This window comes from Actinomyces sp. ICM39 (assembly GCF_000282935.1).
In the GTDB taxonomy this organism is placed as follows: Bacteria; Actinomycetota; Actinomycetes; order Actinomycetales; family Actinomycetaceae; genus Pauljensenia; species Pauljensenia odontolytica_B.
Genome location: NZ_ALCB01000029.1, coordinates 1 through 26099, shown reverse-complemented (window position 1 = coordinate 26099; position 26099 = coordinate 1). Strand labels below are relative to the sequence as shown.

General features: G+C 67.2%; 19 protein-coding genes. 5 read left to right on the top strand and 14 right to left on the bottom strand.

The window, feature by feature from the left end; all coding sequences use genetic code 11:
- Positions 1-139: 139 nt before the first annotated feature.
- The 4 genes from HMPREF1137_RS01690 to HMPREF1137_RS01675 form a co-directional block, all read right to left on the bottom strand.
- Complete coding sequence (locus tag HMPREF1137_RS01690; RefSeq protein ID WP_007588112.1) at positions 140-2956, bottom strand: UvrD-helicase domain-containing protein; 2817 nt, start codon at positions 2954-2956, stop codon at positions 140-142.
- A 137-nt stretch (positions 2957-3093) separates the two neighbouring features.
- Positions 3094-4584, bottom strand: coding sequence for a DUF1846 domain-containing protein (locus HMPREF1137_RS01685; protein WP_007588079.1), 1491 nt, complete (start codon positions 4582-4584; stop codon positions 3094-3096).
- A 132-nt stretch (positions 4585-4716) separates the two neighbouring features.
- Positions 4717-5367, bottom strand: a complete 651-nt coding sequence (locus HMPREF1137_RS01680) for a LuxR C-terminal-related transcriptional regulator (RefSeq protein ID WP_007588084.1) — start codon at positions 5365-5367, stop codon at positions 4717-4719.
- Positions 5364-6554 carry an ATP-binding protein gene (locus HMPREF1137_RS01675; RefSeq protein WP_007588113.1) on the bottom strand — a complete coding sequence of 397 codons (1191 nt, stop codon included), beginning with the start codon at positions 6552-6554 and terminating at the stop codon, positions 5364-5366. The genes HMPREF1137_RS01680 and HMPREF1137_RS01675 overlap by 4 nt, the downstream gene beginning before the upstream one ends.
- A gap of 256 nt (positions 6555-6810) precedes the next feature.
- Here HMPREF1137_RS01675 and HMPREF1137_RS01670 point away from each other — a divergent pair, with 256 nt between their 5' ends.
- Positions 6811-8499, top strand: coding sequence for a PspC domain-containing protein (locus tag HMPREF1137_RS01670; RefSeq protein WP_007588099.1), 1689 nt, complete (start codon positions 6811-6813; stop codon positions 8497-8499).
- A gap of 15 nt (positions 8500-8514) precedes the next feature.
- Positions 8515-9219, top strand: a complete 705-nt coding sequence (locus tag HMPREF1137_RS01665; protein WP_007588120.1) for a hypothetical protein — start codon at positions 8515-8517, stop codon at positions 9217-9219.
- Positions 9220-9301: 82 nt separating this feature from the next.
- Here HMPREF1137_RS01665 and ptsP read toward each other — a convergent pair whose 3' ends face one another.
- Both ptsP and HMPREF1137_RS01655 read right to left on the bottom strand, forming a co-directional pair.
- Complete coding sequence (gene ptsP, locus HMPREF1137_RS01660) at positions 9302-10984, bottom strand: phosphoenolpyruvate--protein phosphotransferase (RefSeq protein WP_007588111.1); 1683 nt, start codon at positions 10982-10984, stop codon at positions 9302-9304.
- A gap of 4 nt (positions 10985-10988) precedes the next feature.
- Positions 10989-11255, bottom strand: a complete 267-nt coding sequence (locus HMPREF1137_RS01655) for an HPr family phosphocarrier protein (RefSeq protein ID WP_003793915.1) — start codon at positions 11253-11255, stop codon at positions 10989-10991.
- Positions 11256-11539: 284 nt separating this feature from the next.
- On the opposite strand from HMPREF1137_RS01655, the gene HMPREF1137_RS01650 reads away from it, so the two are divergent.
- A complete protein-coding gene (locus tag HMPREF1137_RS01650; RefSeq protein ID WP_007588078.1) occupies positions 11540-12565 on the top strand; it encodes a LacI family DNA-binding transcriptional regulator in 1026 nt (341 codons plus the stop codon).
- 664 nt (positions 12566-13229) lie between these two features.
- On the opposite strand, the gene HMPREF1137_RS01645 is transcribed toward HMPREF1137_RS01650, so the two are convergent.
- The 3 genes from HMPREF1137_RS01645 to metG all read right to left on the bottom strand — a co-directional run bounded on the left by HMPREF1137_RS01645 (position 13230) and on the right by metG (position 18908).
- A complete protein-coding gene (locus HMPREF1137_RS01645; protein ID WP_007588091.1) occupies positions 13230-15266 on the bottom strand; it encodes a sucrose-specific PTS transporter subunit IIBC in 2037 nt (678 codons plus the stop codon).
- Between the two features lie 211 nt (positions 15267-15477).
- Positions 15478-16944, bottom strand: a complete 1467-nt coding sequence (locus HMPREF1137_RS01640; RefSeq protein WP_007588109.1) for a glycoside hydrolase family 32 protein — start codon at positions 16942-16944, stop codon at positions 15478-15480.
- A 122-nt stretch (positions 16945-17066) separates the two neighbouring features.
- On the bottom strand, positions 17067-18908 hold the full coding sequence (metG, locus tag HMPREF1137_RS01635) for a methionine--tRNA ligase (protein WP_034496283.1): 1842 nt from the start codon (positions 18906-18908) through the stop codon (positions 17067-17069).
- Positions 18909-19039: 131 nt separating this feature from the next.
- Between metG and HMPREF1137_RS01630 the strand changes: the two genes are divergently transcribed.
- Positions 19040-19597, top strand: a complete 558-nt coding sequence (locus HMPREF1137_RS01630; RefSeq protein WP_007588117.1) for an isochorismatase family protein — start codon at positions 19040-19042, stop codon at positions 19595-19597.
- Between the two features lie 46 nt (positions 19598-19643).
- Here the strand turns inward: HMPREF1137_RS01630 and rsmI are convergent, their stop codons facing one another.
- Genes rsmI through HMPREF1137_RS01605 form a run of 5 tightly spaced genes read right to left on the bottom strand, consistent with a single transcriptional unit; the run spans position 19644 to position 24152 of the window.
- Complete coding sequence (gene rsmI, locus HMPREF1137_RS01625) at positions 19644-20549, bottom strand: 16S rRNA (cytidine(1402)-2'-O)-methyltransferase (RefSeq protein ID WP_007588110.1); 906 nt, start codon at positions 20547-20549, stop codon at positions 19644-19646.
- Between the two features lie 12 nt (positions 20550-20561).
- Positions 20562-21419 (bottom strand): metal ABC transporter permease, encoded by an 858-nt coding sequence (locus HMPREF1137_RS01620; RefSeq protein WP_007588100.1) that lies wholly within the window; start codon positions 21417-21419, stop codon positions 20562-20564.
- Entirely contained in the window at positions 21416-22297 is an 882-nt protein-coding gene (locus HMPREF1137_RS01615; protein ID WP_007588080.1) for a metal ABC transporter permease, read from the bottom strand. Before HMPREF1137_RS01615 ends, HMPREF1137_RS01620 begins: the two co-directional genes overlap by 4 nt.
- A complete protein-coding gene (locus HMPREF1137_RS01610) occupies positions 22294-23010 on the bottom strand; it encodes a metal ABC transporter ATP-binding protein (RefSeq protein WP_007588094.1) in 717 nt (238 codons plus the stop codon). The genes HMPREF1137_RS01615 and HMPREF1137_RS01610 overlap by 4 nt, the downstream gene beginning before the upstream one ends.
- Positions 23010-24152 (bottom strand): metal ABC transporter solute-binding protein, Zn/Mn family, encoded by a 1143-nt coding sequence (locus HMPREF1137_RS01605; protein ID WP_007588096.1) that lies wholly within the window; start codon positions 24150-24152, stop codon positions 23010-23012. Before HMPREF1137_RS01605 ends, HMPREF1137_RS01610 begins: the two co-directional genes overlap by 1 nt.
- 152 nt (positions 24153-24304) lie before the next feature.
- On the opposite strand from HMPREF1137_RS01605, the gene HMPREF1137_RS01600 reads away from it, so the two are divergent.
- A complete protein-coding gene (locus HMPREF1137_RS01600) occupies positions 24305-26047 on the top strand; it encodes a dolichyl-phosphate-mannose--protein mannosyltransferase (RefSeq protein ID WP_034496278.1) in 1743 nt (580 codons plus the stop codon).
- Positions 26048-26099 lie beyond the last annotated feature (52 nt).

Below are 26099 nucleotides of genomic sequence, written 5' to 3'. Positions count from 1 at the left end.
CCGCCGACCAGCACACACAGCGGCCAGGCCCATCAAAGCAGGCCAAGCGACGGTCGAAAACCAGCCGGGCCCTCCGGCGCCCGGAACACCCGTGGGACCACAAGCAGACCGAGCAGCGCTGGGCATTAGCTGGGATACGCTACGAAATCTTCTCCATCGGAGCCATGCGCACAAGCAGGCGCTTCTCGCCCAGGCCGAAACGGATGCGGGCCACGGTGCGCGGCCCCTCGCCTTCGATGCCGGTGACGGTTCCGGCGCCCAGGGTCGCGTGCTTGATGCGGTCGCCGACTTTGAGGGAGAGCACCGGCTTGTCCTCGGCGGGCTTGGCGGCGGGAGCCACGCCCATGCGGGTCACCTTGCGAACACCCGAGGGCTGCGCGGAGGCGCCGCCACGGCCGGAGCCGAAGGCACCCGTGTCGGCATCACCCCACGGGTCGCGCCCCTCAGAGCGACGGGAGCGCCCGTAGGAACCCGAGCCGTACGATCCCGACCCGTAGGAGCCGCCGTAGGACGCACGCATGCGCTCCCCCGACGTGGCCGCGCGGCGCACGTCGAGGAGCTCGGCGGGGATGTCGTCGAGGAACCGTGAGGGCGGCATCTCCTGCGGGGTGCCCCAGGCGCTGCGCACGGCCGCGCGCGTCAGGTACAGGCGTTCGCGCGCACGCGTGATGGCCACGTACGCGAGGCGACGCTCCTCCTCGAGCTCGCTTTCATCGCCGAGGCTGCGCTGGTGCGGGAAGGTGCCGTCCTCCATGCCGGTGACGAACACGACCGGGAATTCGAGGCCCTTCGCGGTGTGCACGGTCATGAGGGTGACCTGCCCGCCGCGCTCGCCCTCCGCGGGCACCTGGTCCGAGTCGGCCACGAGGGCGACGCGCTCGAGGAAGTCCGCGAGTGTTCCACCCGGAGCGTCTGCCGCGAAGGAACCCGCGACGGAGTGCAGTTCCGCGAGGTTTTCCACGCGCGAGGCGTCCTGCGGGTCCTCGCTGCGGCGCAGCTCCGCCAGGTAGCCGGTGCGGTCCAGGACCTCTTCGAGGATGTCGGCCTGCGATGCACCTCGCGCCTCCGCGGCGCGCAGGGTTTCGATGAGTCCCCAGAAAGCAGCCGCCGACTTCGCGGCGCGCGGGGTGATCCCGAGGACCTCGGGAGCAGTCTCGGTCGCGTTCTCGGCAGGGGACGAGGCCGGGGCCGCAGCCGCGCTCTCATCCGCACCGTCACGAGCACCGGGGTTCTCCCCCGCCGCTCCACCTGAGGAAACGGGAGCCGAAGAATCAGCCGAGGCCTCGTCCGGGGACGTGGAACGCGCGAGGGCGTCGACGTCGATCCCCTCGCCCTCACCCGCGGGACAGCCGGCGCGCAGCCACAGGTGACGCAGGGCCGCGCCGAAGGAGATGCCGTAGTGGGCGGCGTGCGCAGCGATCGCCTCCTCGGCCTTCGCGCCGATGCCGCGCTTGGGGACGTTGAGGACCCGGCGGGCCGCGACCGTGTCGTCAGGGTTGGAGATGACCTGCAGGTACGCCAAGGCATCCTTGATTTCGCGTCGCTCGTAGAAGCGGGTGCCGCCGACAACGCGGTACGGGATGCCCTGGCGCACGAGGAGTTCCTCCAGCGCGCGGGACTGCGCATTGGTGCGGTAGAAGACCGCGATGTCGCCCCACTCAACCCCGGAGTCCGCGAGGCGATCGATCTCGCCAACGACGAAGCGGGCCTCGTCGTGCTCGGAATCGGCAGCGTCCAGGGTGATGAGCGCGCCGTCGCCCGAGGCCGTCCACAGGTTCTTCGCGCGGCGCCCCGTGTTGCGGGCGATGACAGCGTTCGCGGCCGACAGGATGTTCTGCGTCGAGCGGTAGTTCTGCTCGAGCAGGATCGTGCGCGCGCCCGTGAAGTCGCGCTCGAACTCCTCGATGTTGCGGATCGTGGCGCCTCGGAAGGCGTAAATCGACTGGTCGGAGTCGCCCACGACCGTCAGCTCGGCGGGCTCCACGCCGTCCTTGCCGTCCCCCACGAGGGCGCGCACGAGGACATACTGCGCGTGGTTCGTATCCTGGTATTCGTCCACGAGGATGTGGCGGAAGCGCCGGTGGTAATGCTCGGCGATCAGCGGGTTCTCGCGCAGCAGGTCAACCGTGCGCATGATGAGGTCGTCGAAGTCCAGCGCGTTCGAGGCACGCATGCGCTTGTCGTACTCAACGTAGGCCTCCGCGACGATGCGTGAGACCGGGTCCTTGCCCGCCGTCTCCGCGTAGCGCGCCGGGCCGATCAGCTCGTTCTTCGCATCCGAAATGCGCGCCGCCACCATCTTTGGCGTGAAGCGCTTGATGTCCACGTCCATGGCCTTGAGGACCATCTGGATGAGGCGCTGGGAATCCTGGGCGTCGTAAATCGTAAACGACGAGGACAGCCCGGCCGCCTCGTGCTCGTAGCGCAGGAGGCGCACGCACGCCGAGTGGAAGGTCGACACCCACATGCGTCGCGCGTCGTCCCCCACGAGGGCGCCCGCGCGCTCGCGCATCTCGGCTGCCGCCTTGTTCGTGAAGGTGATCGCCAGGATCTCCCCCGCCCGCGCGCGGCCCGTGGCCAGCAGGTATGCGATGCGGTGCGTGAGCACGCGCGTCTTGCCGGAGCCTGCGCCCGCCAGGATCAGCAGCGGCGAGCCCGCGTGCGTCACGGCCTCGCGCTGACGATCATTGAGGCCGCGCGTCAGCGACTCGGGGTCCACGCTCGGGCGCGAGGGACGCTCCCAGCCCGACGAAAAACCACCCGAAGAAGCGGGAGGCTCCCACGCCGACGGCGCACCCGATGCCCCACCCGGCACGGCGATCTCCGGCCACACGTCGGAGCCCAAGGCGTCCTCCACGTCAAAGGCGGGCACCTCTGGCGGCACGTAGTCGTCCTGAAAACCCCCGTCGGGGCCGATCAGGAAACCAAGGTCAGGCAAAGAAGTCGAGTCACTCATCGCCTCCAAGGGTAAACCGCCCCACCCTCACCTGCGACCCCCGCCCCGGGTGGCACCAACCACGAAAGGCGGCACACAACGAGGCCGGGTCCTCCCCGCGCTGATACGCGACGGAAACCCCGGCCTCGTCGAAGCGATTACTTCTTGCGGTACAGCGACTTCGTCGCGTACACCGGCTCCGTCGTCACCTGGATGCCCAGCGAGCGGAAGATGCCCTCATCCACGGGGCCCAGGATGACCGACTCGTGCACGTCGCAGTCGCGCAGCGCGCTGAGCTTATCCAGGGCGCGGCGCGCGTTGTCGTCGCCGTTGGCACTGACCGCGAGCGCGATGAGGACCTCGTCGGTGTGCAGGCGCGGGTTGCGCGAGCCCAGGTCGCGGGTCTTGAGGCGCTGGATAGGCTCAATGGACTGAGGAGCCAGAAGCTGGACCTCGTCGGGCAGATCTGCGAGCTTCTTGAGGGCGTTGAGCAGCATCGCCGAGGAGCAGCCCAGCAGCGCCGATGTCTTGCCCGTGACGATCTGGCCGTCGGGCAGCTCGATCGCGGCGGCCGGCTCGCCCGTGGCCTCGGCCAGCTCGAGGGCCGGACGCACGACCGGGCGGTCCATGCGCCCCACACCCACGCGGCTCATCAGCAGGGAGATGCGCGCCGACTGCACGGGCTCGCTCATTTCCTTTTTCTCGGTCACGAGGGCCTTGTAGTAGCGGCGAATGATCTCCTGGCGCGAGGCCTCCTTGCAGGCCTCGTCGTCGACGATGCAGTGGCCCGCCATGTTGACGCCCATGTCCGTAGGGCTCTTGTACGGGGAGGATCCGAGGATCTTCTCGAAGAGGCGGTTCAGGACCGGGAAGATTTCGACGTCACGGTTGTAGTTGACGGTCTTGATCCCGTACGCCTCCAGGTGGAAGGGATCAATCATGTTGACGTCGTCGAGGTCGGCGGTGGCCGCCTCGTAGGCGATGTTCACCGGGTGATCGAGCGGAATATTCCAGATCGGGAAGGTCTCCCACTTCGCGTACCCAGACTCGATCCCGCGCTTGTGGTCGTGGTACAGCTGCGACAGGCAGGTCGCCATCTTGCCGGAGCCCGGGCCGGGAGCCGTCACGACCACGAGGTTGCGGCTGGTCTCCACGTATTCGTTGGCGCCGTAGCCCTCGTCCGAGACGATGCGCTCGACGTCCGAGGGGTAGCCGGGGATCGGGAAGTGGCGGTAGACGCGGATGCCGAGCTTCTCGAAGCGTTCCTTCACCTCGGCGGCCGCCTTGTTGTCATCCGTCCACTGCGTGATGACGACGGAGCCGACGTACAGGCCACGCTCACGGAATTCGTCGATCTGGCGCAGAACCTCGTCGTCGTAGGTGGTTCCCATGTCTGCGCGGACCTTGCGGCGCGCGAAATCCTTGGCATTAACGGCGACGATGATCTCCACTTCGTCGGCCAGTTCGCGCAGCATACGCACCTTGTTGTCGGGCGTAAAACCGGGCAGAACGCGCGACGCGTGCATGTCGTCGATCAGCTTGCCACCGAACTCCAAATACAGCTTGCCGCCGAATTCGCTTCGTCGCTGGGCGATGTGTCGAGACTGCATCTCGACGTACTGATCACTATCAAAACCGATGCGGTGCATGCATCCTCCGAGGTCGCGGATTGAAAGGGGCCGTCCGTGCGGGGCGGTCAGGCGCTGTCACGCTCTCGGGATTCCATTGTAGGCACGCATGGGCCGCGCGCTCCGGATGAGGAACGCGAAAGGGGTCCGACCTCACACGATGTGTCGCTGCATCGCCCAGCGCGTCAGCTCGTTGCGGTTGGAGAGCTGGAGCTTGCGCAGGACCGCGCTCACGTGGGTTTCGACGGTCTTGATGGAGATGAACAGGTCGTGGGCGACTTCCTTGTACGTGTAGCCACGGGCGATGAGGCGCATAACCTCCTGCTCGCGGGCGGACAGGAGGTCCAGCTCGGTGTCGGTCGTGGAGACCTCGCCGGTACCGAAGGCGTCGAGCACAAAGCCGGCCAGGCGCGGGCTGAAGGCGGCGTCCCCGGCGGCGACGCGGCCGATAGCCTCGACGAGGTCGGGGGTGGAGATCGACTTGGTGACGTATCCGCGGGCGCCCGCGCGGATGACCTGGACGACGTCCTCGGCGGCATCCGAGACGGACAGTGCCAGGAAGTGCAGGCCCTCGATGTCGCGGCACGTACTGGCCACTTCGGCCCCGCCTCCGCCGTTTCCGCCGGGCAGGTGCACGTCGAGGAGGGCGACGTCCGGGGTGAGCGCACGACAGGCGGCGATGGCGCCCTCGACGTCGGAGGCATCACCGACGACCTCGAGGTCGGCCCCTGAGTTTTCGAGCTCGGCGCGCACGCCTGCCCGAACCATGGGGTGATCGTCGATGACGAGGATGCGAATGGTCACTGTGTCCTCCCGTTGGGCGCTGTTTCTTCCAGGATATCGGAGCGCGGCACGCTCAGAGCGATTTCGGTTCCGCGGGCGAGACGCCTGATCGTGGCGTTACCCCCGGCTCGGCGCATGCGTCCGACGATAGAGTCACGCACGCCGTGGCGGTCGGCCGCGATGGTGGCGGGGTCGAATCCTTCGCCGTTGTCTTTGACGAAGGCTTCAACGGCTCGGGGGCGCACCTCGACGTAGACGGAAACGGGAGGGGCGCCGTGGCGCACGGCATTTTGACAGGCCTCGGCGAGGGCCGCGACGAGTGCGAGCTCGCCGGGTCCCGGGCGCATGTCGCCCACGACGACGACGCTGATGGGCACGCCGTAGCGGCTCTCGACGCCCACGACCGCCTCGGTGACGGCGGCCTCGAGGGAGTCGGCGGCCTGCGCGTGGCCCGTGTAGAGCCAGGCGCGCAGCTCGCGCTCCTCGGTGAGGGCGATGGCGCGCACGCGGGCGGGATCCTCGGCGGATGCGCGGATCAGGGTGAGTGCTTGGAGCACGGAGTCATGCAGGTGGGCGGCGATGTCGGCGCGTTCGGATTCGCGCACGCGCTGTGCCTGGGCCTGCGACAGGTCCTTCGTGGTGCGCAGCCACATGGGAACGAAAGCGAAGAGTACGCCTGCCACCAGGGCGGCACCGATGAGGCCGCCACGCAGCAGGATCACCGGCGGGTTGTCGCGCGAGGCAACCATGACGACGCCGAGGCTGAGCAGCAGGAGGCCGGCGGCAACAATGCCGACGAAACGCAACGATCGCCACCCGTTCACATCACGGCTCTGGCTCCACACAAGCGCGATACCCGAGATGATCGAGACGATGGCCCCCATGTCTCGCCAGTCCAGAGTGCCCGTCGCGTTCAAGACGGTACCCACGATCGCCGCCACAACCAGGGCGACGCCGACGACGATCATGCGATTGCGCGACACCTGGGCGGCGCGTTCCTCGCGCAAACGGACGAGGCCGGGACTCAGCGTTCCCGCACCATTCTTCTCTGGGGAATCATCGGGGACCGTCACCCACAGCCACAGATAAACGCCGATGCCCACACCAAAGGCGGTGAGGCAGATGAACATGACGCGCACGAGCGAGACCGGCAGCCCAAGGTGTACGGCGAGGCCCGAGCACACGCCGGCCATCCAGGGGGCCGGCATGTCCGGGCTCGAGGCGGTCGCGCGCACGAGCGGTGGCCTACTGGGCGGCGCCGGAATCGGCGGAGTCCACCCTGGCCGGGGGGAGTTCACGGGTCTGCTCACGCTTCCATTGTGGCACGTCTCCGGGGCAGCCCCCGGGACACCCCCACCACAATCAGGGGCCGTTCAGGGGGTCCCCTACTATCGGGGTGCCCGGTCTCTTTGGTTGAGTAGTGGTATCGATCCACGCCGCGTGGATCCCATCGAGAGGAAGTGCATGATGAGTTGGTCCACTGGCACACCGGACCCCAACGCTGGCTATGAGCAGCGCCCGCCCCGCAGTGGTTTCTTTGATTCCGTCCGAGGCTCAGGATGGTACCGAGCTAAGCCCCGCGTCATCGGAGGCGTCTGCTCGGGTATCTCCGCCCGCCAGGGATGGGACCTGTCCCTCGTGCGCGTCCTCGTCGCAGTTGGCGCGTTCTTCATGCCGGTCGTGGCCATGGCCTACGGGCTCGCCTGGCTGCTCCTGCCCGAGGCTGAGGACGGTCGCATTCACGCGGAAGAGACCGTCGAAGGGCGCTTCGACGTGGCCGTTATCGGCGGCGTATTGATGGTTCTCGCTTCTGTTACATCGTTGCTATCCGATGTCGGCATCTTCAGCGTCCTGGGAATCGGCTGGTTCAGGCTGATCGTGATGGCGGCCGGCATGGCCGCAATCGCGGCCATCATCGTGGGCATCGCGCGTTCTGGGTCGCAAGGCCCGAGCAAGCCGCGCCCCCAGTACGGGACCCCGCAGTACGGCGCGCCCCAGTACGGGACCCCGCAGTACGGCGCGCCTTCGGGTGCTCCTACCCAGAATGCGACGGATACCTCCGTCCCTTTTGGACAAACCACTCCGGCCGCTGACGGCGCGGGGGCCACGGATCCCGGAACCAAACCTGAGCAAGCCCCCGCGGGTTTCCCCGCCTACGGTGTGCCGAGCGACTTCCAGTCCTCTCCTACCGGCACCGCTAGGCCGCAGGCAGGCCCTGCCCCCGCTGCGGCTCGCCCCACTCAGCCACACCCCGGCTGGACGCCTCCCCCGAGCATGCCCCAGCCTCGTCGCTGGAACGTTCCGCCTGCGCCGACGCATCGCCCGCGCACCGTCTCCGGGCGCGTCAACCTCGCGATCACGGGCCTGCTGGTCCTCGTTGTGGCCGCCGTTTTCGCCGGACTGTACTGGGCTGACAAGGGCCTCATGATCCCCTTCATAACGGGTGAGACGGAGGGCCAGACAATCGCCCGCGTCATCACGATCGGCGGCGGCGTCTGCCTGATCATCGTGGGCCTCTCCCTGGCGATTGCAGCCCTGCGCGACCGCAGCGCCGGCTGGCTCACCGCCCTGTCCGTCATCGGCATCATGATGGCACTTCCCACCGCGGCCGTCGGCTCCCAGGCCGCTCACCCGACTGATTTCCACATCAATGTTGGCTCGAGCGGTATCGGCTCCCAGACGACACGGGACTGGACGGTCGACAGGATCAGCGGGGGAAACCCGGCCGGCACAACGGTACTCGACCTGAGTGGTGCCCCCGTCGGTACCACCAAGACCATCACGGTCGACTGGGAGGCCTGGAGCAGGCTCACCATTCAGGTGGCCGAGGGCCAGCCCGTGCAGATCGTGTGCCAGTCCAGCATCGACGATCTGACCACCAACATGAAGGACAACGGCTGGGCCGCGCCCTTGGACGGCTGCTCCGGCGTGACTGCCTCCTCCCCCACGTGGGGGAAGCCCTCGCTCGGCGGCATCACGGTCCTCATCACCGACAGCGCAAACATTGACACGCTGACGATCCTGCAGACGCCCGATTCCTCGGGCACGTGGGGCTCCAAGCCGAGCGCGACCCCCTCGGCGACTCCCTCGGCCACGCCGAGCACAACGCCCACCCCGTCCCCTACTCCCACCGGCTCCCAGTCGGGTAACTGAGGAAGGCACACGACCATGACTACGTCCAACGACGACCAGACCACCCAGCTGCCCGAATTCGACGAGACGACACCGCTGCCGACGACTCCCGCCCCTTCCGTCGGCCAGGACGCGACCACCGAGATGCCGACCTCGTCGCCGGACCTGTCCTCGGATCCCCTCGCGATCTTCCGCGAGGCACCGACGGCCCAGATGCCCACCGATCCCTTTCGCTCAGACGCTGGGGCTGCGGGCCAGGCGGGCCCATCGGGCGCGCAGGGGCCGCATGTGCAGGCGGGCCCTCCTGCCGGCTCTGTAGGGGCAGGCGGGCGCACCGCCTTCGATCCGGCCTCCACGGGCGAGTCCGCTCCCCAGGGGCACGAGGCCGGGGCGACCCACCGCGCTCAGGAGCCCTTGGGGGCATCCACTGCGGGCGCTCACGCCACGTGGAGTGCACCGACCGTACCCGTCGATGTACGCACGCTGCCCGAGGCCCCCGCCAGGGGTGTGCGAGTCGGCGCCTTCGTGTGGGCGATCCTCGTGTGCATGGTCGGCGCTTTCCTGATCGCCGAAGCCTACATCACGAACTTCAATCTACCGGTCCTCGGCATCAGCGCGATCGCGACGTTGGGCATCATCCTGATCCTCACCGCGCTCTTCTCAGGCCGTTCCAAGAAGACCCCGAAGGCGAATGCCGCCTCCGCGCCTTCGAATCCGGCCGACGCAATCCGCAGGGATTGACGGAGCCGCACAGCACTGACGGGGTGGGCCCGGGAACCGATTGGTTCCCGGGCCCACCCCGTTGCGTGTCAGAAGCGTCGAATCAGAGCAGATCCAGCATGGCCGGAGCCACCAGCTTCAGGACGTTTTCACGGCCTTCCTTCGCGTTGGGTGCATCCACCGCGTAGGCGGCCATCTGCTGGCAGGTCGCCAGGTCGTGCATGCGCAGGGCGGCGCGCACAGCGTTGACCTTCGACGGTGCCATCGACAGGGAGGCGACACCCAGGCCCGTGAGAACCAGGGCCAGCAGCGGATCGCCACCGGCCTCGCCACACACGCCGATCGGCTTGCCCGTCGCGCGACCGCCGTTGCAGGCGTGGCGGATCATCTCGAGGACCGCGGGCTGCCACGGATCCAGGAGAGACGCCAGGTTGCCGTCCAGGCGGTCGGCGGCCATCGTGTACTGCGTCAGGTCATTCGTGCCGATGGAGGCGAAGTCCACGATCGACAGGAGCTGCTCGGCGCGCAGGGCGGCCGCGGGCACCTCGATCATGATGCCGACCTTGGGCAGGCCGTAGCCGCGCGCCTTGTCGGCGAACCACTGAGCTTCGGAAGCCGTGGACACCATGGGGGCCATGACCCACAGCTCCGCGCCCGTCGCCTTGTGGGCAGCGGCCAGAGCCTGCAGCTGCGTGTCGATGAGGTCCTCTCGCACCTGGCACAGGCGCAGGCCACGCACGCCCAGGGCGGGGTTTTCCTCGGTACCCAGATCCGCGAAGCTCAGCGGTTTGTCGGCGCCCGCATCGAGGGTGCGCACGACGACGCGACGGTCACCGAAGGCCTGCAGGACCTTCGTGTAGGTGTCGGTCTGCTCCTCCAGCGTCGGGGCCTCCGAACGTTCCAGGAACAGGAACTCCGTGCGGAACAGGCCCGAGCCCTCGAGGTCGAACTTCGAGGCCTTCATAGCGTCGTCAACCGTGCCGATGTTGGCCAGAAGCTTGACGGGGTAGCCGTCGTAGGTCGCGCCCTTACCGGTCGAGCCTGCCAGGGCGAGCGCGCGGCGACGCGAGCGTTCCTTGAGCAGGTCCACCTCCTTATCGGTGGGGGCGACGATGACCTCGCCGACGCCACCGTCGAGGGCCAGCATCGTGCCTTCCTCGACAGCCATAATGCCCTCGGCCTTGACGATCGCCGGGATGCCCAGCTGGGCGGCCAGGATCGCCGTGTGCGAGGTAGGGCCTCCGACCTCCGTGATGATGCCGAGGACGGTCTCCGGGTTCAGGGTCGCGGTCTCAGCGGGTGCCAGGTCGCGCGCCACGAGGACGACGGGGCCGTCGAACGCCGGCACGCCGGGTTCGGGCAGGCCACGCAGCTCGCAGATCGCGCGGTCGCGCACGTCGTACAGGTCGGTCGCACGCTCGGCCATGTAGCCACCCAGGCTGCGCAGCATCTGCGCGTAGTCCTCGACGGCGTCATGGACGGCCTGGGTGACGCCGAGGCCCTTCTTCAGCTTCTTATCAACGGCCTTAGCCAGGCCGCGGTCACCCGCGAGCTGGGCGGTGGCCTTGAGGATCGCCTTCGTCTCCTCCGGCGCGTTCGCAGCGCGGTCGCTCAGACGAGCAGAAACGGCTGCGAGCGCCTCACGGACACGCGCGCCGTCAGCAGCAGCGTCGACGCTGCCAGGCTCCGTCGTGTCGACGCCGGGGGCGGGCTGGACGATCGCGGCGGGAGCTGCAGCGGTACCGGCGGAGACGCCGATGCCGTGCAGGACGTCGTGCGTCGCCATCAGCTCACTCCTGGTCGAGGTCGCGCGAGAGCAGCTCGACGAGCGAGTCGAGCACCGCGCCCGCGGAATCATCCTCGGTGGACAGGGTGACGACGTCGCCGTGCTTGGCGCCCAGGGTCATGATTTCGAGGAGCGACGCGGCGTCGGCCTCCTCGCCATCGAAAGCGATGGTGACCTCGACGCCGGAGTCATCAACGGCCTCGGCGAGGACGGAAGCGGGACGTGCGTGGAGGCCAACGGAGGAACCAATTGCAACGGTGCGGGAAATCATGGTCGTTCCTTTCAAATGCGGGTATGTCCATCGTGAGACACAGGTGCCCGTACGGCCCATGGTATCGGGCTGAGATACCCACGCAAAACCCGATATCACGGACAGTGACATGGGATACATCACCCTCATAAATGCCGAAAAACCATGCAACGACAGACTTCTCTCACAACTGAGACGACGCCGCTACGCAACACTCAGCCCCGGCCTCGCCGACGCGACGCGAGACTCCCCTCCACCTCACCAACTACACTGGAGAACTACCGAGGGAAGGAAGGAGAGCGCGCATGAGTTCACGCGAACCAACGCTGGCCGACGTCGCCGAGCTGGCCGGAGTGAGCCTGACGACCGTGTCGCGCGTGCTCAACAACCGCGGCTACCTCTCGGAGAAGACGAAGAAGAATGTCGCCGACGCGATCGAGACGCTCGGCTACCGCCCGAACTCGTTGGCTCGTGCCCTGCATGGCAAGCGCACGCATACGGTCGGCCTCATCGTTCCCGCCGTGTCCCTGCCCTTCTTCGGCGAGCTGGCCGTCGAGGTCGAGAATGCCCTCGCCGACGCCGGATACCGCATCCTTATCTGTAATTCCATGGGCCGGGCGGACCGCGAGCGCGAGTACCTCTCGCTCCTCGTGGGAAACCGCGTGGACGGCATCATTTCGGGCGCCCACAACGAGGGTCTGTCCGAGTACGATACGATCCGCATGCCGCTCGTGACGATCGACCGCGAGCTGAGCCCGTCCATCCCGAATGTGCGCTGTGCGAATGAGGAGGCGGGCGCCATGGCGACGCGCGCACTCATCGAGGGCGGGTGCCGCCATCCCCTGCTGCTCACCTCCCGTTCGGGTCCGCGCAATCTGCGCGAGGCCGGTTACCGCGCCGAGGTCGAGCGCGCGGGTCTGACGCCGCGCGTGGTCACCGTAGCCTTCGATACACCGACGCCACAGCGTTTCGCGATGGTGCGCGACGCCCTGGACGAGGCCCGCGCCGCTGCCCCCGTCGACGGGGTGTTCGCGACCGACGATCTGGCGGCCGCTGAGGTCCTCGAGTGGGCGCGCACGCGCAACCTGTCGGTCCCCGCTGACCTGTCCATCATCGGTTTTGATGGCACGGAGACGATGCGCCGCGCCCTCCCCCACTTGGCGACGATCCGCCAGCCCATCGAGGAGATCGCCCGGGCTGCGGTGTCGATTCTCCTCGATCAGATCGAGGGCAAGGCTACGCGTTCTTCATCCGACGAGGCCGGAGCTCCCCACGCTCAGACGGTCGAGTTCTCGGGCACGCTGATTCCGGGGCGTTCGATCAGCGCCTGAGCACGTCACGCGCCCCGAGGCTGTCACCATTTACCGCTGCCCCGGATTATTGTCGCGCCCGCGAGGGCCCACGGATGCGCACGCGGATAGGTTATCCGCGTATGGATAGGTTATTGAGATGCGGATAGGTTAATAAGCTATCCGTATCGTCATAACCTATCCGCATGCGCAGAACCTATCCGCATGTTCTCCCCTCTCTACGTGTTCGGTTCTTGTTTAGGAGCTCGTCACCTATCCGCGAGCGCGCGTCATCAAACACATCCCATCGGCAAGCACATTAACCCGCTGAAGGGCCCAGGTGCCGGCACCTCGTCGGGCCCCTCCCATCATCGCCGTCGGCAGCCTCCCCGACATTTCGCATGCAATTCCTCGGCGTCACATTCCACGTCGCCGCAAAAACCGCGAAATACCAACGCCCTCGATTCAGATCCTGAAATACCCACACGTGAATTGCATGCGAAATTGGGCGTTCACCATCGACATGCCTCGCGGCAGCCACAGACTGTGCGGTCGACACCAGCAGCGCGAGAACGCGAACTCCCCGCGACGAGTGCCGCCACAACGAAACGCCCATCCGAAGCCACCGGAACGACAGACGGGTGGGAGGCACCAGCGCACTGCTAGTGCCTCCCACCCGTTATGTCAGGAGTGACTCCCGGAAGGCTCAGGCTTCCTTGGGGGCCACGTCGAGCAGCGCGTCGCCGCGCTGGATCTCGCCGCTGGCGACCGGAGTCACCGCGCCGAGCTTCTTCTTATTCGTCACGACGACGGGCGTGATGGTCTCGTATCCGGCCTCGCGAATGACATCGAGGTCAACCTCGGCGAGCACGTCGCCGCGGCGCACGACGTCACCCTTGGCTACGCGGGGCGTGAAGCCCTTTCCGTCCAGCTTGACAGTGTCCATGCCGACATGGATGAGGACCTGGACGCCGGAGGCAGACTTGAGGCCGTAGGCGTGGCCGGTCGGGAAGGCGACGGTCACGGTGCCGTCGAAGGGCGCGACGACGAGGCCGTCGGCGGGCTCTATGCCGATGCCGGGGCCGAGCATGCCCTTGGCGAAGGACTCGTCCTTGACCTGCTCGAGCGGAACCACGGTGCCCGCGAGAGGCGAGGCAACAGAGAGGTCAGCCAGCGCCTCGTCGCTGAAGGACGGGGCCGGGGCGGCAGCCGGGGCAGCGGCAGGAGCAGCCACGGGCGCCGCAGCAGGGGTCGCCACGGCGGCGGCCACGGGAGCGGCAGCCTTGGCGGCGGGCGCACGGCCCTCCATGTCGGCCTTGCCGCGCGTCATGGCGTAGGCGAAGGTGAAGCCGAAGGACAGAACGAAGACGAGGACCTCGAGGGCCAGGTACGCGGGGATCGACTTGGGGATGATCGACACGAAGCCGACGAAGCCCGCGGCACCCAGGGCCTGACCGCGCACGTCCAACAGGGCGACGCCCGCGGAGCCGATGGCGGACGCGACCATGGCGCAGTAGAAGGGCCAGCGCAGGCGCAGGTTGACGCCGAAGATGGCGGGCTCGGTGATTCCGAAGACTGCGGAGACACCACCGGCACCGGCCAGACCCTTGAGCTTGGCGTCGCGAGTCTTGAAGAAGACGGCCAGGGCAGCCGCGCCCTGCGCGACGTTCGCCATGGAGGCAATCGGGAAGATGAAGTCGCCGACGCCACCGTTGGAAGGCAGCAGCGGGATTTCAATGGCGGGGAAGGACTGGTGCAGACCGGTGACGACGATGGCACTGTAGAAGAAACCGAAGATGAGTCCACCGAAGACACCGAGAGTCGTGTACGCCCAGTTGATGCCGTAGGTCAGGTAGTTGGAGAGCTCACGGGTCACGGGGCCGACGATGACGAAGGCCAGGAAGCCGGTGACCAGCAGGGTGATGAGCGGGGTGAGCAGGAAGTCCGCAGTGCCCTTAAGGACCTTGTGCAGGCTCTTCTCGATGAGGCACATGATCCAGGTGACGACCAGGGTGGGGATGACCATCGCCTGGTAGCCGACCTTGGTGACTTCGAGGCCAAAGAGGTTCCACACGGAAGACTGGTCCGTGTAAGCCCAGAACTTGGCGGCGGCCGCCGCGTCTGTCATGGAGTAGGCAGACAGCAGCGACGGGGATACCATCGCTGCGCCCATCGCGGCGCCCAGATAGGTGTTACCGCCAAAGCGCTTCGCAGCGGAGAATCCAACGAGGACGGGCAGGAACGCGAAGGCAGCGGAGGAGACGAGGTTAATGAGCGCGTCGTAGTCGGTCATCGCCGGGTACATCTCGATGACGGACTTCTCACCGAAGAGACCCTGGGCCGTCAGGACCGAGTGGAGGGCCATGAGAAGACCACCGGCGATCAGGGCCGGGAGGACCGGGACGAAGATGTCCGCAATCATCTTCACGAAGCGGGAGAAGATGTTGCCGCCAGCCTCGGCTTCTTCCTTGGCCTCGTCCTTGGAGACCTCACGTACGCCGTGGTTTGCGACCATCTTGGCGTAGACCTGGTCAACATCGCCGGGACCGACGATGATCTGGAACATGCCGCCGGCGGCGAATGTGCCCTTCAGATCTTCGTTGTCATCGAGGGCCTGCTGGTTGATCTTGGATTCGTCCGCGATCACCAGGCGGAGACGGGTTGCGCAGTGTGCTGCTGCGCTGATGTTGGATGCGCCGCCGACTGCTTCGACGACCTCTCCTGCCACCTTGGCGTGATCCATTGCCGACCACATTCCTTTCTCAAAACCCCACGCGCAACGCCATTGTTACGCCGCGCTGGGCGGTGTGTAGCAATCGATTGACATACTACGGGCGAAGGAGCCACGAACGCAAGGCGCGAGGTACATCGTCTCAGGTCAGATCATGAGAGACCGCCCACATACGACGAGGCCGTGGCCACTGTGAGCAGCCACGACCTCGTCCGTCAGTCGCTCAGTCGGCGCGCGCGGCGCTCACGTTCGTCACAGAAGCGGTGCCCTCGAGCGTCACTCCGGCCCCCTCGCCGTTCAGGAAGCTGCGGGTCGTGAAGACGCGCGATCCGTCGCCCAGGTAGATCTCGGTGATCGATCGGTCGTGGAGAATCTCGACGCGGCCGGCCTCCCCCGGCTCCAGGGTGACGACGCGGCGGCCACCGTGGGGGTAGCGCGTGCCCGTCAGGTCGACGGTCAGACGCCCCTCGTCAAGGGTGATCGACAGGCCGGACTCCTCACCGATGCACACGGACAGCGCACCCTCGTAGGAGGCATCGAAGGCAAGCCTCCACGAGCGCGAGCCAGCGAGCTCCACAATGCGCGCCCCGACCTCGTCCCCGGGGGTTCCCTCGAGCGTCGCAGGCGCCAGGGGCAGGCCCGGCAGGAACGGGCGAGCGATCACGCGGCCGCCGCGCAGGGTGAGGGCGCGCGGCGCGGTGAAACAGTGCACCCAGCCACCGGTCTCGATCGAGGGCTGGTCGTCCTCGCCCGCGTTGCCCGCCCACCCGAAGAGGAGGGGTGGCGCCCCCGGGGCCGAGGACGCGGAGCGCGCCATGATCTGGGGAGCGTAGAACTCGGTGCCACGGTCGAGCTCCTCGAAGGAGCCGTCGGCGCCCCGGAACTCGGTACCCACGAGCTCGCCGACGATGGCGACACACGGGAAGACATTCTCGAATCCCTCGCGCTCGGGCGAAATTCCCTGCGGGCAGAAGATGAGCACGTCGTGGGCCTCACCCGAATCCTCGTCGACGAGACGCACCAGGTTGGGGCACTCCCACATGTAGCCGAACGCCTCGAAGGCTCCACCGGCATCTGGGAAGGTCATCTCACCCTCGCACTCCCACGCGCGCAGGTCCGCGGAGCGGTAGAGGAGGGCCGCACCCGTGAGGTTCTCGCGTTGCACGCCGAGCAGCATCCGGTAGGAGCCGTCCGCGTCGCGCCAGACCTGCGGGTCGCGGAAGTGAGCGGTGTACCCCTCGGGCTGGCGGCCGATGATCGGGGGCACCTGCTTATCGAAGTGGACCATGTCGGTCGTGGTGACGACGCACTGGGTGGCCTCGCGCTCCCCCGTCTCGGGGTCCTTGTAGTTGCCGGTGTACCACAGCTCGACGTGGTCACCGACCTCGATCGCCGTGCCCGAGTAGGCGCCGTTCGCGTCCTGGTGGGTGTCGGGCAGGATCGCGGGGGCGTGGTAGTCCCAGCGGGTCAGGTCCGAGGAGGTGGCGTGGCCCCAGTAGACGAGGCGGCGCGGATGCTCGGGCGTGTACTGGAAGAAAGCGTGGTAGGTCCCATCGATCTCAATGAGGCCGTTCGGGTCGTTCAGTCGGCCCACCGGGGGTGCGACGTGAAAGAGGGGGTAGTCGGGATCTTGCGGGGCGCGCGACGAGGCCTCGGCAGCGAGGGCGGACGCGAGAAAATCTTCGGCCATGACCTCACGGTAACACCCCGAGATAGACGAGCGCGCGGGCGGGACACATCCGTCCCGCCCGCGCGCTGTCAAACGTACGTCACACCTGTCGCAAAACGCGACAGATCAACGAAAAACCCAGATCAGGCGCCCGTCACATCATCGGGGTGAGCGTCCGCGTAGCGGGCAAGCTCCTCCTCGACAATGGACTCATCCAGCTTCACGAACACCGGCGTGGGCTTGGCGATCGGGGTGCCAGGCGTGATCGGGTGACGCTCCCAGGTCGGCACGTTCGTGTAGTCGCCCGTGATGATCGGGTAGCCGTCACGGCCCTCGAAGTCGGCGGGCAGGACCTGCGGGTCGAGCTCGGCGACCTCCTCGATGTAGGGCATCGGCGCGATCTCGCCGGTGCCGCCCATGACACGGTCGATGTCGTTGGCCGCGTGGGGCAGGAACGGGGAGAGCATGAGGTTGAGGTCCGTGACCGCCTGGGCCAGGGTCCACAGGACCGTCGCAAGGCGCTCCTGCTGCTCCGGGGCCTTCAGCTTGAAGGGCTCGGTGTCGGTCACGTACTTGTTGGCCTCGCCGACCAGACGCATAGCCTCGGACAGCGCCGCCTTCTGGCGGTGGTGACGGATCAGGTTGCCGACGGTGGCAAAACCGGCCTCGACGGCATCCAGGAGGGCGCGGTCGATGTCCTCGAGCTCACCGGGGGTGGGGATCTCGCCGAACTTCTTGGCGATCATGGAGGCGGTGCGGTTGACCAGGTTGCCCCAGCCGGCGACGAGCTCGCCGTTGGTGCGGCGCACGAACTCGGCCCACGTGAAGTCGGAGTCCGAGGTCTCGGGGCCGGCGGCGCTGATGAAGTAGCGCAGGGCGTCGGCCTGGTAACGCGAGAGGAAGTCGCGCACGTAGATGACGATGCCGTGCGAGGAGGAGAACTTCTTGCCCTCCATCGTGAGGAACTCGGAGGACACGACCTCGGTGGGCAGGTTGAGGACGCCCAGGTCACCGGGGGCACCGCCCTTCGCGCCCTGGCCGTTGTAGCCGAGCAACTCGGCGGGCCAGATCTGGGAGTGGAAGACGATGTTGTCCTTGCCCATGAAGTAGTAGGACAGGGCCTCGGGGTCGTTCCACCACCTGCGCCACGCCTCGGGATCGCCGGTGCGGCGTGCCCACTCGATGGAGGCGCTCAGGTAGCCGATGACGGCGTCGAACCACACGTACAGGCGCTTGGTGGGCTGGTCCTCCCAGCCGGGGACCGGGATACCCCAGTCGATGTCGCGCGTCATGGCGCGGGGACGGATGTCCTCGAGGAAGTTCTGGGAGAACTTGATGACGTTGGGTCGCCAGGTGCCGGACTTCTCGCGCTCGTCGAGCCAGGCGGACAGGGCATCAGCCAGGGCGGGCAGGTCGAGGAAGTAGTGGGTGGACTCCACGAAGTTGGGGGTTTCGCCGTTGATGCGCGAGTGCGGGTTGATGAGCTCGGTCGGGTCCATCTGGTTGCCGCAGTTGTCGCACTGGTCACCGCGCGCTCCTTCGGCGCCACAGATCGGACAGGTGCCCTCGATGTAGCGGTCGGGCAGGGTGCGGCCGGTGGACGGGGAGATGGCGGCGCGCGTGACCTGCTCGATCATGTAGCCGTTGTCGCGCACGGTGGCGAACATGTCCTGGACGACGCGGTAGTGGTTGCCGGCGGTCGTGCGGGTGAAAAGATCGTAGGACAGGCCCAGGGCCACGAGGTCCTCGACGATGAGGCGGTTGTTCTGGTCTGCGAGTTCGCGGGCGCTCACGCCGGCGCCGTCGGCGGCCACCAGGATGGGGGTTCCGTGTTCATCGGTTCCGGACACCATGAGGACGTCGTGGCCGGCCATTCGCATGTACCGGGAGAAAACGTCGGAGGGGACACCGAATCCCGCAACGTGGCCAATATGACGGGGGCCGTTGGCGTAGGGCCATGCGACGGCGGACAGAATACGACTCATAGCCCCTAACAATACTGCGTCGGTGTCATAAACGGGCAACCGGCCGCATATCGAGGATATTGAAACAGCCTTTCAACCGATGTGACCCGGTGATACGCTTGGGGAAATTACTGATTTATCAGGGAGGTTTCATGGCCCGCGCACTCATCATTGTCGACGTTCAGCCCACGTTCTGCGAAGGTGGTGCTCTCCCGGTGACCGGCGGCAACGCCATCGCCGAGGCCGTGGCCGCCTACGTGGACGCGCACCGCGACGAGTACCAGCTGATCGTCACCACGCAGGATTGGCACATCGATCCGGGCGCTCACTTCTCCGAGACGCCCGACTTCGTGGACACCTGGCCCCCGCACGGCGTCGCGGGCACGGCCGAGGCCGAGCTGCACCCGGCGCTCGCGCACGTGAACGCGGACGTGACGGTCAAGAAGGGCCAGTACAAGGCCGCCTACTCGGGCTTCGAGGGAACGACCGAGGATGGCAAGACGCTGGAGGAGGCGCTGCGCGGCGCTGGCATCACAGACGTGGATGTCGTGGGGTTGGCCGAGTCGCACTGCGTGGCGTGCACGGCCGTGGATGCTGTCCACGCCGGGTTCCGGACGCGTGTCCTGCGCGAGCTGACCGCCCCCGTGACCGAGGAGCTGGGCGCGTCGGCCCGTCAGTGGATGACGTCGGAGCAGGTCGAGATCGTCTGAGCAATTTCCCTGACGGCGCCCAGGCCTCGTCGCTGCCCGGGCCTCGTCACTTCGCGGCGAGAGCGGCCTTGTAGAGGTCGTTCTTACGCGCGCCCGTCGCTGCGGCCACCTCGGCCGCAGCGTCCTTGAGGCGCATGCCTTCCGCCGCAAGTGCGAGGACGGCGCCGACGTGGTCTTCGGCGCGTGCGCTTCGCGCGTATCCGGCGACAACGATCGTCACCTCGCCGAGCACGTCGTCGGCACCTTCCGCGAGCTGCCCGAGCGTGCCGCGGCGCACCTCCTCGTAGTCTTTCGTGAGCTCGCGGCACAGCGCGGCGGGGCGGTCGGCGCCGAAGACCTCGGCCATGCGCGTCAGTGTGGCTGCCGCGCGCCGGGGCGATTCGAAGAAGATGAGCGTGTGCGGGTCGGTGGCTAGGTCCTGCAGGTAGCGCGTGGCCTCCCCATCCTTGCGCGGCAGGAACCCCTCGAAGGCGAAGCGATCCGAGGGCAGGCCGGACAGGGCGAGGGCCACGAGCGGCGCGGAGGGGCCGGGCAGCACAGACAGAGGAACGCCCGCGTCGATGGCGGCACGCGCCAGCCGGAAGCCCGGGTCGGAGACCGTGGGCATGCCCGCGTCGGAGACAAAAACGACGCGCGCCCCTCCCCTAGCGGCCTCGACGATGCCCTCAGCCTTTTCGGCCTCGTTGTGGTCGTGCAGGGCGACGAGGCGGCCACCCAGCTTGATGCCCAGGCGCGAGGCGAGGGCGAGCGCGCGGCGCGTGTCCTCGGCGGCGACGATGTCCGCCCCCGCAAGCGCGGCGACAACGCGGGGTGAGGCGTCACGCACGTCCCCGATCGGGGTGGCGGCCAGCAGGATAGTCCCCGCCTCCTGGCGGTAGGGTTCCTGCACGCGAGCGTCCTTGGACGTCGAGGCAGCTTCGGGGGCGTTGGTCGTGTCGGTCGCTGCTTCCATGCCCGTATCGTCTCACTGGTTTCCTGCGCGCGCACGGCGCGTCCGCCTCGTACCCGCCACCCATTGGGGGACGCGCGAGGCCAGGACGCACGCGGCGCACAGGAGCGCGATGGTTCCGCCTGCGCTGAGGCGCGCGGGGACGGCGATCGCGAGGCCGACAATCCCGAGAAGCGCTCCGAGCAGAGGGCAGCCGACGAGGAAGGCACGCGAGCTGCGCACGAGGGGCGCGAGCGCGGCGGCCGGCGCGGCAATGAGCGCGATCGACAGGATCGTGCCGACCGCGGGGATCGCCACGGTGACCGACGCGAGGATGAGTCCAAGGATGACGAGCTCGTGACGCCCGGCGCGCGAGGCCGCGGCGGGGTTGGCGGGGTCGAAGCAGTGGGCGATCAGGTGGCGCCCGCCCATCATCACGACCAGCAGGGCGACCGCGAAGACGGCACCGGCCCAGGCGACGTCAGCCGGGGAGACGGTCATGACAGAGCCGGTGAGGAAGGAATTCACCGCGAGGGGCAGGGGCTTGAACCAGGTCGCCAGGAAGTAACCGGAAGCAAAACCCGCGGTCAGCACGATGCCGGCCGCGCCTTGGCTGGAGATGCCGGGGATCGTGGCGAGCCAGCGCATAAGGGCGACAAGCGGGATGGTCCCGAGGAACGCTCCAACATAGAGCGCCGCCGACATTCCGGAGTGCCCGAATCCGAGGACGGCTGCGATGACGACGCCGAGAACCGCGCCCGGGAACGTGCCGTGCGTGACGGATTCGGCGAAGAAGATGCGCCGGTCCAGGTAGGCGAAGGCGCCGACAAGACCGCCCAGGGCCCCGATGATCGTCACGTGGAGCGCGGGGTACAGGAGGAGGCTGGCGATCATGAGGCCTGTCCTCCCTCGACGTTCACGGTCGTTTCACGCGACTTTTCACGCGCGGCGGTGACCGTGGGCGCGCGGCGGGCGCGGATCTCACGGATGGCACAGGCGACAGCAAAGCAGACGAGGACGCCCATGGCGACGCACGCCTGCGGAGAGAGCGGTCGCGGCGCGCGCAGGAGGGAAACGCCGAAGCCGGCCCATCCACCGACGAGCGCGCAGGCACCGGCCAGGAGCACCATCGCCCGCGGGCCCGACGCGAGCAGCCGACCGAAGGCCCCGGGCACGACAAGATATCCGACGACGAGGAGGACCCCGACGGCCGTCGACGCCGCGACCACGATGGCTCCGAGCGCCGCGTTGAACGCGATGTCGATCCAGGTGACCGGGATGCCGCTGACATGCGCGGCCTCGCGGTCGAAGGACACCGCGACCTGCGCGCGCCAGGTGAGGGCGAGCAGGGCGGCTGCGACCACGAGGACGAGGGCGCTCGTTGCCATGCGCGACGGGGTGATATCCAGGAGGCGGCCGAACATGAGGGATTCGAGCTGCCCGGACATGTCGCCGATGCGCAGGGAGATCACGATGCCGAGGGAGAAGAAGGCGGTGAGCAGGACTGCGGTCGTCGCCTCGGAGTGACGCTGTTTGCGAGAGGCCACGGTGAGCGCTGCCGCAATAAGAGCCGCACACACTGCGCCGCCCGGGATGATCGCGTCGCGCCCGCCAATCGCCATGCCGACGACAATGCCGGGAAAGACTCCGTGGACCATCGTTTCGGCGCTGAACTCGGCGCGACGCAGGTTGACGAGCGTCGAGGCCGGTCCCACCGCGAGCGCGAGCAGGCCGAGGACGATGAGAGGGCGCAGCAGGTAGGGGGCGATCATGACAGGGCCGCAATCGCCTCGTCGGCGCTCGATCCGTATGCGCGAGCCAAGACCTCGGGCGCGAGGGCCTCATCGGTGGGCCCCAGGGCGACGAGGCGGGAGGCGAGCACGCACGCCTGGGAGCACACATCACGCGCGAGGGACAGGTCATGCGTGGACACGATGACGCCGACGCCGTCCGCGGTCAGGTCGGCGATGAGGCCCGTGATGATGTCGCGGCTGGGCGCGTCCAGGCCGTTGAAGGGCTCGTCCATCATGACCAGCTCGGGGCGCGCAACGAGGGCGCGTGCGACGAGGACACGCTGGCGCTGTCCGCCACTGAGCGTCCCGAAGCGGTGGGTGGCCCGGTCACTCAGATTGACGCGCTCGAGGGCGGCGCTCACCCGCGCGCGCATGTCGGCGTTGATGCGCCTGCCCCAGCCGGCCTCGGCGATGAGTCCCATGGTGACGACCTCGGCAGCGCTCACGGGGAACGTGAGGTCCAGGTCAGCGCTTTGCGGCACGAGCCCGATGCGGGTTGCGTCCACCTCGACGGCCCCGGAGAGGACCGAGCAGCCGCCAACAATACCTCGCATGAGGGTGGTCTTGCCGCCGCCGTTGGGGCCGACAAGGGCGAGGGCCTGGCCCCCGAACACGTCGAGAGTCAGGCCGGTCAGCGCCGGGGTATGTGCGTACCCCAGCGCCGCGTCTTGAAAGGAGACGAGTCTGCCCATCACTGATCCTTCAGGCGCTCGGGCAGCTGCGGCACAGTACCGCCCCACGCCTGCGTCACGGCACGAACGTTGTGGATGATCGAGCCGACGTAGGTGGCTCCCTCGGAGCCGTCGGGCCCCAGCGAGTCGCCGTACATGGCGTCCTCGCCCACGATGGGGGTCACGCCGGCCGCGCGGGCGATCGCCTCGATGGACTTAGAGTTGTTGGAGTTTTCGGCGAAGAGCGCGACCGCACCGGATTCCTTGACGGCCTCGACGGCCTTGGCGATGTGGTCGGCGGTGGCGTCCTGCTGCTCGTTGAAGTCGGACAGGGCGGCGCCGATGAATCGGATGCCGTAGTCCCTCGAGAAGTAGCCGAAAGCGTCGTGGGAGGTAAAGAGGACGCGCTGCCCCTCGGGCACGGTCTCGATAGCCTCGGCGGTCCACTGATCGAGCGCGTCGATGTCCTCCAGGTACGAGGCAGTGGCCGCGTTGATCGACGAGGCGGCGTCCGGCGCTGCGGCTGCGAGGCCCGCGCCGAGGTTAGCGACCTGGACGCGGGTGCCCTTCGGCGAGGTCCACACGTGCGGGTCAAAGCGGAATTCGGGCTCCTCCCCCGCTTCCTCCGGCGGGAAGGGCCACGGAGCGACGTCGACGCGCTCACTTCCACGATCGATCGTGTAGGCAGCCTCGGGGTCGGAAGTGCCCGGGTTATCGATGTCGGCGGCTGTCAGGACGCCAGAGGTGACAACCATGCGTCCCTTGAAGCCGGAGGAGACGACAGCGTCGTCGAGGAAGTGCTCGAGGTCCACGCCGGAGACCGCCATGACGTCGGCCTGCGCGAGCGCCGAGGTCTGAGCAGGGGTCATCTCATGCTCGTGCGCGGATGCGTTCGGGGCGAGCAGACAGGTCAGGCTCATGGTGAGGGCAGCGCCGTCCTTCTGCGCGCCGACATGACTGCTCTTTCCGGCGGCATCGGTCTTGTCGAGGGAAATATCGGTAGATCGCTCCGCGATCTGAGTGACGTAGTCGCAGATCTGGGTGGTCGTGGCGACGACCGCGAGACCGTGGGCCGACGAGGAGGGCGCGCACGCAGCCAGCGAGGCGGTCGCCATGGCCAGGCCTGCGGCAGCGGCCAAGCTACGCGTTGGTGAGAAAGACATCATTGCTCCTGTGCAATTTTCGGGTACACGAAAATTATATACAGAAGCGAGAACAATTCTCAAGAGGCGCAGACTGAACATTCTCCCCAAGTGCGAGAGTGGATGTGCGCCACGCTCCTTTCAGCACGATCGGGCCGCTAGACTCGGATGCGATGGATACAGCGAACGCACACAACGACACGATCGACGAGGCCTCGGACATCCTCGAGCAGGAGCCAACGGCCGAGGCTACGACCGAGGAACAGCCCACCGAAGAAGCAGGTATCGACTCCTCAGAGTCGCCCTCCTGGGACACTCCGAGGTCCCCACGAAATCCGCGCTGGACTGATCGCCTCAACACTCCCGCCGCCGGATGGGTCGCAACCGCGATTGCCGCTATCGTCGCGGCGATCATCCGCCTCCCCGGCCTCGACAATGTCCGCACACTCATCTTCGACGAGACATACTACGTGAAGGACGCTTGGTCTCTTCTCACGTTCGGTTACGAGGGGACGTGGGCCAAGGACGTCGACGCCGCTTTCATCAACGGCGACACCTCCGGCTTGTCAGCGGTTGGCGGATACCCCGTCCACCCTCCCACGGGAAAATGGCTCATCGCTCTGGGCATGAAGGTCTTCGGCCAGGCAGACCCCGTTGGCTGGCGTATCGCCGCGGCAATCTGCGGCATCATCACCGTTATTCTCTTGTGCCGACTGGCTCAGAACCTGTTCCGCTCACCGGCACTCACACTCCTGGCGGGCCTTTTCCTGGCGACGGACGGCATGGCAATCGTCATGAGCCGCACGTCCATCCTCGACGGATTCCTCACCATGTTCACCCTGGCCGCTTTCCTGTGCGTCGTGAAGGACCAAGAGGCATCCCAGCCGCGACTGTTCGCAAAGCTCCAGGAATGGGATGACCTGGGCACTCCTCGCCAGGGCTGGAATGACCTGCGCGCCTTCCTCACCCGTCACGATCGCCGCCCCTTTGCAGTCGGCCCGAATGCGGGGAACCGGCCGTGGCTGCTCGCAGCTGGCTGCCTCGCCGGGCTCGCCTGCTCCGTCAAGTGGTCCGGAATATATGCCCTTGCGTTCCTCGGTATTTTCGTCGCGATCCGAGAAGTCACGTGCCGCTGGCGAGCCGGACACCCATCCCCCATTCGCGGAGCCCTTCTCGCCGACATTTGGTGGGCTTTCGTTCTCATGGTTCCCACGGCGATTCTCACCTACATTGCGTCATGGTTCGGCTGGTTTGCGCACCCCGCTGCCCACGGACACGGACGTTCAGGAATTTCCGGCTTTGCTGGTTCACTTGCCGACCTATGGCTCTACCACAAGGAGATGTGGACATTCCATAACGGCCTGAGCACCCCGCACACCTACCAGTCCAGCCCCTACACCTGGCTTGCACAGTATCGAGCAACCTCCTTCCACTGGCAGACCGGGCCGGAGGTCACGGGCTGCACGTCCGGACAGTGCGCAACGGATATCGTCGCTCTCGGAAACCCACTCTTATGGTGGATCGGCATTGGCGCACTCATCCTCATCCTGTGGGCGACGCTGCGTTACCGCAATTGGCGCACGGGCATCGTGGCGCTCGGATACATCGCCCTGTACGCGCCGTGGCTCGCCTACGCGCACCGAACGATCTTTACCTTCTACACGGTCGTCTTTGCGCCATTTGTCGCCCTATCCGTCGCATGGATGATCGCAGTACTCACGGGATGGGTAACCGCCGACGGACACCCCCTCAGCGCTCCCCTGCCCCGACGCACGGAGTTGTCCGGCTGGGCCGTGGCCGCAGTGCTCACGATCGCCATTCTGATGTGTGCGATATATTTCCTGCCCCTGTGGCGCGCGGACGTCGTCAACTACAGCTTCTGGCGTTCTCACATGTGGTTACCCTCGTGGATTTAACGGGTTCGACGAAGAGTCAACCAAAAGAGTGTGGCCCGGCAGGTACCTGCCG

Excerpts from the sequence above, each read along its gene's own strand:
- HMPREF1137_RS01690 (WP_007588112.1), bottom strand. The coding sequence starts at position 2,956 with ATGAGTGACTCGACTTCTTTGCCTGACCTTGGTTTCCTGATCGGCCCC.
- HMPREF1137_RS01685 (WP_007588079.1), bottom strand. The coding sequence starts at position 4,584 with ATGCACCGCATCGGTTTTGATAGTGATCAGTACGTCGAGATGCAGTCT.
- HMPREF1137_RS01675 (WP_007588113.1), bottom strand. The coding sequence starts at position 6,554 with ATGCCGGCCCCCTGGATGGCCGGCGTGTGCTCGGGCCTCGCCGTACAC.
- HMPREF1137_RS01670 (WP_007588099.1), top strand. The coding sequence starts at position 6,811 with ATGATGAGTTGGTCCACTGGCACACCGGACCCCAACGCTGGCTATGAG.
- HMPREF1137_RS01665 (WP_007588120.1), top strand. The coding sequence starts at position 8,515 with ATGACTACGTCCAACGACGACCAGACCACCCAGCTGCCCGAATTCGAC.
- ptsP (WP_007588111.1), bottom strand. The coding sequence starts at position 10,984 with ATGGCGACGCACGACGTCCTGCACGGCATCGGCGTCTCCGCCGGTACC.
- HMPREF1137_RS01655 (WP_003793915.1), bottom strand. The coding sequence starts at position 11,255 with ATGATTTCCCGCACCGTTGCAATTGGTTCCTCCGTTGGCCTCCACGCA.
- HMPREF1137_RS01650 (WP_007588078.1), top strand. The coding sequence starts at position 11,540 with ATGAGTTCACGCGAACCAACGCTGGCCGACGTCGCCGAGCTGGCCGGA.
- HMPREF1137_RS01645 (WP_007588091.1), bottom strand. The coding sequence starts at position 15,266 with ATGGATCACGCCAAGGTGGCAGGAGAGGTCGTCGAAGCAGTCGGCGGC.
- HMPREF1137_RS01640 (WP_007588109.1), bottom strand. The coding sequence starts at position 16,944 with ATGGCCGAAGATTTTCTCGCGTCCGCCCTCGCTGCCGAGGCCTCGTCG.
- metG (WP_034496283.1), bottom strand. The coding sequence starts at position 18,908 with ATGAGTCGTATTCTGTCCGCCGTCGCATGGCCCTACGCCAACGGCCCC.
- HMPREF1137_RS01630 (WP_007588117.1), top strand. The coding sequence starts at position 19,040 with ATGGCCCGCGCACTCATCATTGTCGACGTTCAGCCCACGTTCTGCGAA.
- rsmI (WP_007588110.1), bottom strand. The coding sequence starts at position 20,549 with ATGGAAGCAGCGACCGACACGACCAACGCCCCCGAAGCTGCCTCGACG.
- HMPREF1137_RS01620 (WP_007588100.1), bottom strand. The coding sequence starts at position 21,419 with ATGATCGCCAGCCTCCTCCTGTACCCCGCGCTCCACGTGACGATCATC.
- HMPREF1137_RS01615 (WP_007588080.1), bottom strand. The coding sequence starts at position 22,297 with ATGATCGCCCCCTACCTGCTGCGCCCTCTCATCGTCCTCGGCCTGCTC.
- HMPREF1137_RS01610 (WP_007588094.1), bottom strand. The coding sequence starts at position 23,010 with ATGGGCAGACTCGTCTCCTTTCAAGACGCGGCGCTGGGGTACGCACAT.
- HMPREF1137_RS01605 (WP_007588096.1), bottom strand. The coding sequence starts at position 24,152 with ATGTCTTTCTCACCAACGCGTAGCTTGGCCGCTGCCGCAGGCCTGGCC.
- HMPREF1137_RS01600 (WP_034496278.1), top strand. The coding sequence starts at position 24,305 with ATGGATACAGCGAACGCACACAACGACACGATCGACGAGGCCTCGGAC.